The following is an 8,886-nucleotide window of genomic DNA, read 5'->3' on the forward strand; positions in this document are numbered from 1 at the left end:
TATGTTAGCACTTTACTATAATAAATCAAATTAAAGAGTGAACAAAATGAAACGACAAATAATCTACATACACGGCAAAGGCGGCACCGCCGATGAAGCTTTGCATTATGTACCGCTTTTTACGGGCGATGATGTTGTGGGCTTCGATTATAAGTCACAGACACCGTGGGAAGCTGAAAAAGAGTTTTCTGAATATTTTGACAAGCAGACCAAAGACTGCGGTGAAGTTATCCTGATAGCCAACAGCATTGGCGCTTATCTATCGATGGCTTCGCTTCATGACAAAAAGATATCACAGGCATTTTTCATATCTCCCATAGTTGATATGGAAAAGCTGATAACCGATATGATGGCTTGGGAGAATGTCACCGAGCAGGAGCTTTATGACAGGAAAGAGATACCCACAAAATTCGGTGAGACCCTTTCGTGGGAATACCTCTGCTATGTACGCGAACACACGATAAAATGGCATATCCCGACACATATCATATACGGCGATAAAGACAGCCTGACTTCATACGATACTGTAAAAGCTTTTGCGGAAAGGATATCCGCAGAGCTCAGCGTTATGAAAGACGGCGAGCATTGGTTCCATACCGATGAACAGATGGCATTTATAGACGAAACTATTAAAAATCATTATAAAGGAAAGATAGTATGAAAAGATATGATCTTATAACCCCCGAGGGTACCAGAGACCTTTTGTTTGAAGACTGCCTTGCAAGGCGCAAAGTCGAGAAGACCCTTGCTGCTCTCTTTGAGGGCTTCGGCTACAGTGAAGTTGTTACTCCCGGCATCGAATTCTATGATGCTTTCAGCGGAAGCACCAGAAATTTCAGACAGGAGAGCCTTTACAAGCTCACAGATTCCAAGGGCAGACTTATAGTTATGCGCCCCGATTCCACTATACCGATAGCAAGACTTGCGGCTACAAGGCTTAAAGATTCCGATTCACCCCTGAGACTGTACTACAACCAGAGCGTATTCTCCAACAATGCTCTGCTTAAAGGGCGTTCCGATGAAGTTGTTCAGGCGGGTATCGAGCTTATCGGCGGCGACAACGTAAAGCGTGCCGACCTGGAAGTTCTCTGCACCGCTGTTGAAGCACTTGCAAGCTTCGATAAGGATAATTTCCGCCTTGAGATAGGTCATATCGGCTATTTTAAAGAGCTGGTAACTCAGCTGAACGTTGATGACGATGTTATCGAGGAGATAAGGATGCTTATATCCTCCAAGAATTTCCCCGCCCTTAATGATCTGCTGGACGAGATAGGCGATAATGAGATAACCCGCGCACTGAAACAGCTCCCCAGCCTTTTCGGCGGTATCGAAGTTCTTGACAAGGCAAGCGATATCTACGCAAATGACAAGATAACAGGTATACTCTATAATCTGAGAAAGGTGTTCAACCGCCTTTCAAGCCTTGGTTACGAGGGCAAGATATCCGTTGACCTCGGTATCGTAAGCCATACCGATTACTACACAGGCATCGTGTTCAAGGGTTATCTTTCCGAGGTTGGACAGTCCGTACTCAAAGGCGGAAGATACGACAACCTTATCGGTTCTTTCGGCAAGGAGCTTCCTGCTGTTGGCTTTGGTGTGAATGTTGATTCCGTAGCACTGCATTTGGAGCGCATTGGAGCAAATCCCGCAAGCAAGCCTGTTGACGCTGTTATATTCGGCGAAAAGGGCTATGTAGTTGAAGCTATGGCTCATGCCCAGAAGCTTGTCCGCGAGGGCTGTAAGCTTGAACATTCGCTGTTCAATTCCTATGAGGAGACAGTTGAGTATGCAAAGAGCAAGGGCATCAAGAAAGTTATCACCGTAGGTGAAGAGATCACCGAAAACAATATATAAGAGCATTTGAGAGGAGTTAGAAAAATGAATAAACCTTTGAGGATAGCTCTTACCAAGGGCAGACTTGAAAAGGATACTGTTGGACTACTGGAGAAGATAGGCTATGATTGTACTTCCATCAGAGAAAAGGGCAGAAAGCTGATACTTCCCGTGCCTGACGGCAACCTTGAAGTTGTGCTTGCAAAAGCTAATGACGTTATTACATATGTTGAACACGGCGTCTGCGATATGGGCGTTGTGGGCAAGGATACCATACAGGAAATGGAAGGCAAGTTCTATGAGCTTGTAGACCTTGGTTTCGGCAGATGCCGTTTCGCACTTGCCACCAAAAAGGGACAGAGCTTCTACGGCGGATACAATGTAAAGACTCTGGCAACCAAGTACCCCAACATCACCCGCAAGCATTTTGAAAGCAAGGGCATGGACGTTGATATAATCAAGATAGAGGGTTCGGTAGAACTGGCACCCCTGCTTGAACTGGCTGACGGCATCGTTGATATCGTTGAGACAGGCACTACACTGAAAGAGAACGGTCTTGAGATAATCGAGGACAACATCTGCCCCATATCCGCAAGACTTATCGTTAATACAGTTAGCATGAAGATGCGCCAGAGCGAGATAGAGAACTTTGTTTCTCTGGTTGAGAAAAATCTGTGATAGCAGATTTTAAGGAGGATATACAAATGTCACTTATAAAGAAGATATATGTAAACGGCAAGGACGAAGTCGAGTTTTTCAAGCAGCTTGAAGAGAGAAGCGGCGAGACCGATAAGAAAGTATCTGCCGTTGTCAATGAGATAATAGATACAGTAAGAAAGGGCGGTGACGCAGCTGTCAAGGCTTATACCGAGAAGTTTGACGGCAAGCTCCCTCAGTATTACGAGGTTCCCCGTGATGTTATAAACGATGCTCTGACAGAGGCAGACCCTGATTTTGTAAACGCTCTGCTGAATTCCATCGAGAATATCACCGACTTCCACAACAGACAGAAGTCCCGCAGCTTTGTAAACACCAAGGCTGACGGCTGTATCCTCGGTCAGAAGGTAAGAGGTCTTGATAAAGTTGGTCTTTATGTACCCGGCGGCACGGCTGCATATCCTTCATCTGTACTGATGAACGCTATCCCCGCTAAGATAGCTGGTGTCAAGGAGATAATCATGGTGACACCTCCCCTTAAGGACGGCACACCAAACAAGGATATACTTGTTGCAGCAGGTCTCTGCGGCGTTGACAGAGTATTCATGTCAGGCGGCGCACAGGCTATCGCGGCACTGGCTTACGGCACCGAGGAGATACCCAAGGTGGATAAGATAGTAGGCCCCGGAAACATCTACGTTGCAACAGCAAAGAAGCTGCTTTACGGTGTAGTTGATATCGACATGGTAGCAGGCCCCAGCGAGATACTTGTTATGGCTGATGAAACAGCCGATCCCAAGTTCGTAGCCGCAGACCTTATGTCACAGGCTGAGCACGACAAGCTTGCTTCTTCCATACTTGTTACTACCAGCGAAAAGCTTGCTGATGAAACCATCGCTGAGGTTGAGCGCCAGATGGCTTATCTTGAAAGAAAAGATATCATAAAGTATTCTCTGGAGAACTACGGTGCTATAATCATCTGCAACACCAAGGACGAAGCAGTTGACATGGCTAACAGATGTGCTCCCGAGCACCTTGAAGTTCTGTTTGAGAATCCTCTGGAATACGTTGGCAGACTTGATAACGCAGGTTCTATTTTCCTGGGTCAGTATGCTTCCGAGCCTCTCGGTGATTACTATGCAGGTCCAAACCACGTTCTTCCTACCAGCGGTACAGCAAGATTCTTCTCGCCTCTGGGTGTAAACAGCTTTGAGAAGCGTTCAAGCTTCATCTATTACACCGAGGAAGCACTTCGCCAGGCTAAGGACGATATCGTTCTTGTGGCAGAAAAAGAGGGTCTGACCGCACATGCAAATGCTATCAAGGTAAGGTTTGAATAATGATAACCGCAATTCTTACTATTGATGATATCGCTTCAAAGAATACTCCCGCTATCGTAGATTATCTCTGCGATAACGGGATAAAGGCGGTTATGTTCGCGTGGGGCGAAATGGTAGAAAGTAATTACGATAACGCTGTCTATGCGCTGAAAAAGGGTATGATAGTCGGAAATCACAGCTATTCTCACCCTTCATTTTCTCAGCTGTCTCTTGAAGAGTGTATCGCTGAGATAGAAAAGTGCGAGCAGATACTGGACAAGCTGTACAAAGACGCAGGCGTAGAGCGCAGGTACAGACCTTTCCGTTTTCCATACGGTGATAAGGGCGGTGCAAACAAAGAAGCTCTGCAAAAATATCTTGCAGAGAAGAACTTCGACAAGCTCGATGACCGCAGTATAACTTATCCTTGGTGGAAAGGACAGTGTCTCGATAAGGATATCGATACTTTCTGGACCTTTGATTTTGCCGAGTACAATATCCGCAAGGGAAGCGATTTTACCTCGGAAGACGTTATGAAAAGGATAAAGGATACAGCTCCTGCTACAGGTGCGCCTTTACTGGCTGACGGTGGAAGCCATATAATACTGCTTCATGCCCATGACGAGACCGAAGAACTTGTACCGCAGTATTACAAGACATATCTGGGCTGTCTTTTAGAAAATGGCGTTAAGTTTACCGAACCCGGATTTATAGCAAAATAAAACAGCATATCGCTGACAAAGAACGGAAGTGAGATAATGGGTCTTTTTAACAGATTCAAGCCAACGCAGTCTGACGAAATGAGAGTGCTTGAAAGGCTTGCGGGCAAAAATAAAAAAGGTATAATCAATTATAAAGATAACAGCATTTATTTTGAAGAATACAAGCTGAAAATATTCCTTTCGCATTGCGGCACAGAAAACATTGGCGACAGGTATTCGGCGACATTGTTTTTCAGGATAGATAATGAGGATCTTGAAGAGCCGATCTATGAACCCTCTGTCGCTCTGGGTACCTCGAAAGAAGAAGCCCTTGACAGGGCTGTGGATCAGTTTGTTTCCGTGATGCTGTCTGTTGTACTGTCATTTCAGTGCGATGATATGAGCACCATGAAAAACAGATTCGACGGCAGAGAACATATCTACAAATACCCATGCTCACTTCCTGTTACCTGTCAGGGAAACGGCAAGTCGCGCAGTAAAGCTCCATTAGATATAGTTAAGGATGAACTTCAGATTTATCTGGGCGCCAGAAAGTATACATGGGTGAAGCTCTTTGTGGGTCGTACAGGCAGTGAAGTTAGCTGTGAGGCAAGAGTAAACGGGCTGATCGTCCCCGAGCTTTCAGATAAGCTGAAAGAATATGCGGAGCAGGACGAAGACAAGACCGTTATTCTTATGGAAAAGCAGTGTATACTGTTCGTTCAGGATGATAAGACCTTCAGAAAGCTTAGATATAAGCCTGAAAAGGTCAAAGAATATGCTTTGCGGGCTATTCCGGTGATAGCGAATATACATGATGACAAAAGTTGGGATGAGGGCTTTAAAAAGATAAACTCTTTTACGCATGACTATCTGCTGACTCAGGAGCTGATAAATTTTATTCCTGAGATAGTGGCACTGAGTTGTTTTTCGTATATAAAGCATACCTCCGACATCACGCTGAACATTGACGATAAGGAAACGATCGATCTGAAAAAGCATCAGCTGACGGCATGGTGTTCCTGTGAGGTAGCTGTTGAAGAGATGCTTTCAAGCGGGAAAGTTGATGATAAGTTTCTCGGGGCGGTCATGGATTACTGTTCCTCCTATTATAATCTGATGTGCGATCTTTTCAGCAAATACACAGTGGATCAGATAAAAGGCGGAAATATTTGCTTTCGCAGTTTGACCTGCCCGTTTCCGCTGGAATATAAGGATAAGATCTATTGATTGAGGTGAAAAAAATGAGAAAAGCTGAGATAAAAAGAAAGACCCGCGAGACCGACATCGAGGTATTTGTTGACCTTGACGGCAGCGGCAAAGTTGAGATAGATACGGGCATAGGTTTTTTTGACCATATGTTAACTGCGTTTGGCGTACACAGCGGTATTGACCTTAAAGTAAAGTGCAAGGGCGACCTTTATGTGGACGCACATCACTCGGTGGAAGATACGGGTATATGCATAGGCAAGGCTTTTGCCGAAGCGCTGGGTGATAAGGGCGGTATCGCGAGATACGGTACAGCTTATGTGCCTATGGACGAAGCACTCAGCTTCTGTTCACTTGATATCAGCGGCAGACCTTTCCTAGTTTTCAAGGCAGAATTCCACGATGACCGCTGCGGTCAGTATGATAACTGTCTTACCGAAGAGTTTTTCCGTGCTTTTGCTTTCAATGCGGGGATAACTCTCCACGTAAAAGAAGAATACGGCAATAACGACCACCATATTATCGAAGCCATGTTCAAGGCTGTGGCACACGCATTAAAAGATGCCATGGTAGAAACAGGCAAGGGTGTTCTTTCTACAAAAGGGGTGTTGTGATGATCGCTATAATCGATTACGGAGCAGGAAACATATTCTCCGTTAAAAATGCGCTTGACCATCTGGGGGTGGAAAGCAAGCTGACTGATAAAAAGGAAGACCTTATTGCGGCAGATGAGATAATACTGCCGGGTGTGGGTGCTTTTCCCTGGGCTATGAATATGCTGAAAAACAGCGGTCTTGTTGATACTATAAAGGAGCAGGCTAAGGTAAAGCCTTTTCTTGGTATATGTCTGGGAATGCAGCTGCTTTTCGAGAAGAGCTTTGAGTTTGAAGAGTGCGACGGTCTGGGACTTATAAAGGGCCGCGTTGACAAGATAACCGACCCGGGTCTGGTCATCCCTCACATGGGCTGGAATAAGCTTGAGTATAATAAAGAGGTTCCCATTTTCAAGGGTCTCGGAAATGATGAGTATGTTTACTTCGTACACAGCTACAAGGCTTTCTGTGAGAGTGAAGACAATCTTTATGCCTACAGCGAATACGGTTCAAAAGTTCCCGCAGTAGTGGGTGACAACGGCTTTGTTTACGGCTGTCAGTTCCACCCTGAAAAGAGCGGAGAGACAGGTCTTAAAATTCTAAAGAACTTTGCAGAACTGGTTTGATATATATAAATAGTATTCGATTTTCAAGATGCAGTCCCTGTACAGTATGACACGTCCACGTTTGCCGATCCGGACCACCTTATCTCAGACTGCCTCTGCGGTCATTCGCGGTCAGCCTGCCATCGTGCGCACAGGTCTTTCTACTATCAGGTTTTTTTGAGAAAAAGTTGTACGTTTTTGTACAACTCTTGCAGAAATATGTCTGAGTTAAATATAAAAACGTATGTCTGCACGAAATTACAGGTGAGTTTTGTTGCAGATCGACGACAGTTTTTGAGGTGAGAACAATGGAGATAAGCAGAACAAATATAGATAACGGAAATAAGTTCGACTGGGGAAAGGCATCGCAGGATTACGCAAAATACCGCGATATCTATCCCGAAGAATTTTATAAAAAGCTGGTGGAACTGGGTATCGGCATCAAGGGGCAGAAAGTTCTGGATATTGGTACAGGCACAGGTGTTCTGCCAAGGAATATGTATTCCTACGGCGCTGAATGGACAGGTACAGATATCTCAGCTGAGCAGATAGCTCAGGCTAAGGCATTATCCGAAAACGGCGGTATGGATATTGATTATTTTTCCTGCCCTGCGGAAAAGCTTGGGGATATAGAAAACAGATTCGATGTTCTCACCGCCTGCCAGTGCTACTGGTATTTTGAGCATGAAAAGACAGCACCTCAGTTCAGCGGACTGCTGAACGAGGGCGGAAAAGTTGCTTTCCTGATGATGAACTGGCTGCCTTTTGAGGACGAGATAGCAGGTAAGACAGAAGAGCTCGTTCTGAAATACAATCCCGAATGGACAGGCGGCGGTGACAAGATGAAGCCCATGTTCGTTCCCGAGCCTTATCTTGAATATTTTGATGTGGAAGACAGCGGAGAATTCCTGCTGAACGTACACTTCACCAGAGAAAGCTGGAACGGCAGAATAAGAGCCTGCCGCGGCATCGGAGCGTCCTCACTTACGGAGGAACAGAAGTCCGAATGGGAAAAAGAACATATGGCGATGCTTGCAGGATATCCGCAGGAGTTTGATATAAAGCACTATGCGGCGTATGTGGTGCTGAAGAAGAAGTGATCTGCGGGGAGGTCATTTTATGGCTTGGCATAAGATAAATTCACAGGAAGATATTGACAGCTTCTTGAATGAAACAAAGTGTATGCATGACTGCGCAGTGGTATCTGCTAACTACATAAGCGGTGTGTACTGCGATGAAAAGAAAGCTATGCATTTTCCTTATGACGGCGCAACGCTTCTGCTGACGGTGGACAGCCAGTGGGTTGACAGGATAGAGATGCTGTTTACAGGGGTTATCTACTCCTCGATGATGAAGCCCACGGATATATGGGATTGCAGTCTTAAATTCCGTGACGATCTGTACGGAAAGAACAGGAATGACAGGGTTATCGTCTGGACGGACGGCAGTAACTTTAATCCCGAGTATGAATTTGTGATAAAAAAGTTTTCGCTTAATGAGAGCTATACATCTTTTGTTATCGCTCAGGGTATGAAATGGCGGTACGCCAAAGAGGCGGACGAGTTCGACTGCCTTGACGAGGAATATGAGAGATACACATAATATTACCGATATGGAGCTTCCTGTAACCAAACAAATCAAGGGGTTGCAAAAAAGAACACCTCAGTGTAGAATGTAAATACTGACGATGCGAAAGTTAGTAATACAAACTACAGAAAGGTGTCCTCTATATGTATTATACACAAAATGAAAAGATTTTGCAAGTAGGAGAAGAAAAAATAATTGTCGGGATCGATGTAGGCAGCGAAAAGCACTATGCCAGAGCATTTGACTGGAGAGGGATGGAGTATTCAAAGAAGGCCTATGTGTTCACAAATGACGCAGAAGGATTCGCAGGCTTTTTTGAATGGATCACCGGGATCATGGAAAAGAGCGGAAAAGAAACCGTTATGCCGGCTATGGAGCC

Annotated in this window: 10 protein-coding genes and 1 pseudogene; all 11 read left to right on the plus strand. The window is 45.1% G+C overall.

Annotation, left to right across the window (positions count from 1 at the left end):
- Positions 1–46 precede the first annotated feature (46 nt).
- Positions 47–661: an alpha/beta hydrolase gene (locus BM265_RS06530; RefSeq protein WP_074960749.1), complete on the plus strand. Its 615-nt coding sequence runs from the start codon at positions 47–49 to the stop codon at positions 659–661.
- Positions 658–1,857, plus strand: coding sequence for an ATP phosphoribosyltransferase regulatory subunit (hisZ, locus tag BM265_RS06535; protein ID WP_074833337.1), 1,200 nt, complete (start codon positions 658–660; stop codon positions 1,855–1,857). Before BM265_RS06530 ends, hisZ begins: the two co-directional genes overlap by 4 nt.
- Before the next feature lie 24 nt (positions 1,858–1,881).
- Positions 1,882–2,514 carry an ATP phosphoribosyltransferase gene (hisG, locus tag BM265_RS06540; RefSeq protein WP_037290249.1) on the plus strand — a complete coding sequence of 211 codons (633 nt, stop codon included), beginning with the start codon at positions 1,882–1,884 and terminating at the stop codon, positions 2,512–2,514.
- A 26-nt stretch (positions 2,515–2,540) separates the two neighbouring features.
- Entirely contained in the window at positions 2,541–3,833 is a 1,293-nt protein-coding gene (gene hisD / locus BM265_RS06545) for a histidinol dehydrogenase (protein ID WP_074960750.1), read from the plus strand.
- Positions 3,833–4,534, plus strand: coding sequence for a polysaccharide deacetylase family protein (locus BM265_RS06550; protein ID WP_074960751.1), 702 nt, complete (start codon positions 3,833–3,835; stop codon positions 4,532–4,534). Before hisD ends, BM265_RS06550 begins: the two co-directional genes overlap by 1 nt.
- A 36-nt stretch (positions 4,535–4,570) precedes the next feature.
- Complete coding sequence (locus BM265_RS06555) at positions 4,571–5,743, plus strand: DUF6348 family protein (protein ID WP_074960752.1); 1,173 nt, start codon at positions 4,571–4,573, stop codon at positions 5,741–5,743.
- 14 nt (positions 5,744–5,757) lie between these two features.
- Positions 5,758–6,336, plus strand: coding sequence for an imidazoleglycerol-phosphate dehydratase HisB (gene hisB / locus BM265_RS06560; protein WP_074833605.1), 579 nt, complete (start codon positions 5,758–5,760; stop codon positions 6,334–6,336).
- On the plus strand, positions 6,336–6,941 hold the full coding sequence (hisH, locus tag BM265_RS06565; RefSeq protein WP_074960753.1) for an imidazole glycerol phosphate synthase subunit HisH: 606 nt from the start codon (positions 6,336–6,338) through the stop codon (positions 6,939–6,941). Before hisB ends, hisH begins: the two co-directional genes overlap by 1 nt.
- A gap of 287 nt (positions 6,942–7,228) precedes the next feature.
- Positions 7,229–8,020: a class I SAM-dependent methyltransferase gene (locus BM265_RS06570; RefSeq protein ID WP_074960754.1), complete on the plus strand. Its 792-nt coding sequence runs from the start codon at positions 7,229–7,231 to the stop codon at positions 8,018–8,020.
- 19 nt (positions 8,021–8,039) lie between these two features.
- The gene (locus BM265_RS06575) at positions 8,040–8,522 is read left to right on the plus strand and encodes a hypothetical protein (RefSeq protein WP_074960755.1); all 483 of its coding nucleotides are present in this window, start codon (positions 8,040–8,042) and stop codon (positions 8,520–8,522) included.
- 128 nt (positions 8,523–8,650) lie between these two features.
- Positions 8,651–8,886 (plus strand): annotated as a pseudogene (locus BM265_RS06580) (IS110 family transposase); the annotation flags it as partial.

It is taken from the genome of Hominimerdicola alba (genome assembly GCF_900112155.1).
In the GTDB taxonomy this organism is placed as follows: Bacteria; Bacillota; Clostridia; order Oscillospirales; family Ruminococcaceae; genus Hominimerdicola; species Hominimerdicola alba_D.

What these genes read in the sequence shown, in the direction of transcription:
- BM265_RS06530 (WP_074960749.1), top strand. Translation starts at nt 47, where the DNA reads ATGAAACGACAAATAATCTACATACACGGCAAAGGCGGCACCGCCGAT.
- hisZ (WP_074833337.1), top strand. Translation starts at nt 658, where the DNA reads ATGAAAAGATATGATCTTATAACCCCCGAGGGTACCAGAGACCTTTTG.
- hisG (WP_037290249.1), top strand. Translation starts at nt 1,882, where the DNA reads ATGAATAAACCTTTGAGGATAGCTCTTACCAAGGGCAGACTTGAAAAG.
- hisD (WP_074960750.1), top strand. Translation starts at nt 2,541, where the DNA reads ATGTCACTTATAAAGAAGATATATGTAAACGGCAAGGACGAAGTCGAG.
- BM265_RS06550 (WP_074960751.1), top strand. Translation starts at nt 3,833, where the DNA reads ATGATAACCGCAATTCTTACTATTGATGATATCGCTTCAAAGAATACT.
- BM265_RS06555 (WP_074960752.1), top strand. Translation starts at nt 4,571, where the DNA reads ATGGGTCTTTTTAACAGATTCAAGCCAACGCAGTCTGACGAAATGAGA.
- hisB (WP_074833605.1), top strand. Translation starts at nt 5,758, where the DNA reads ATGAGAAAAGCTGAGATAAAAAGAAAGACCCGCGAGACCGACATCGAG.
- hisH (WP_074960753.1), top strand. Translation starts at nt 6,336, where the DNA reads ATGATCGCTATAATCGATTACGGAGCAGGAAACATATTCTCCGTTAAA.
- BM265_RS06570 (WP_074960754.1), top strand. Translation starts at nt 7,229, where the DNA reads ATGGAGATAAGCAGAACAAATATAGATAACGGAAATAAGTTCGACTGG.
- BM265_RS06575 (WP_074960755.1), top strand. Translation starts at nt 8,040, where the DNA reads ATGGCTTGGCATAAGATAAATTCACAGGAAGATATTGACAGCTTCTTG.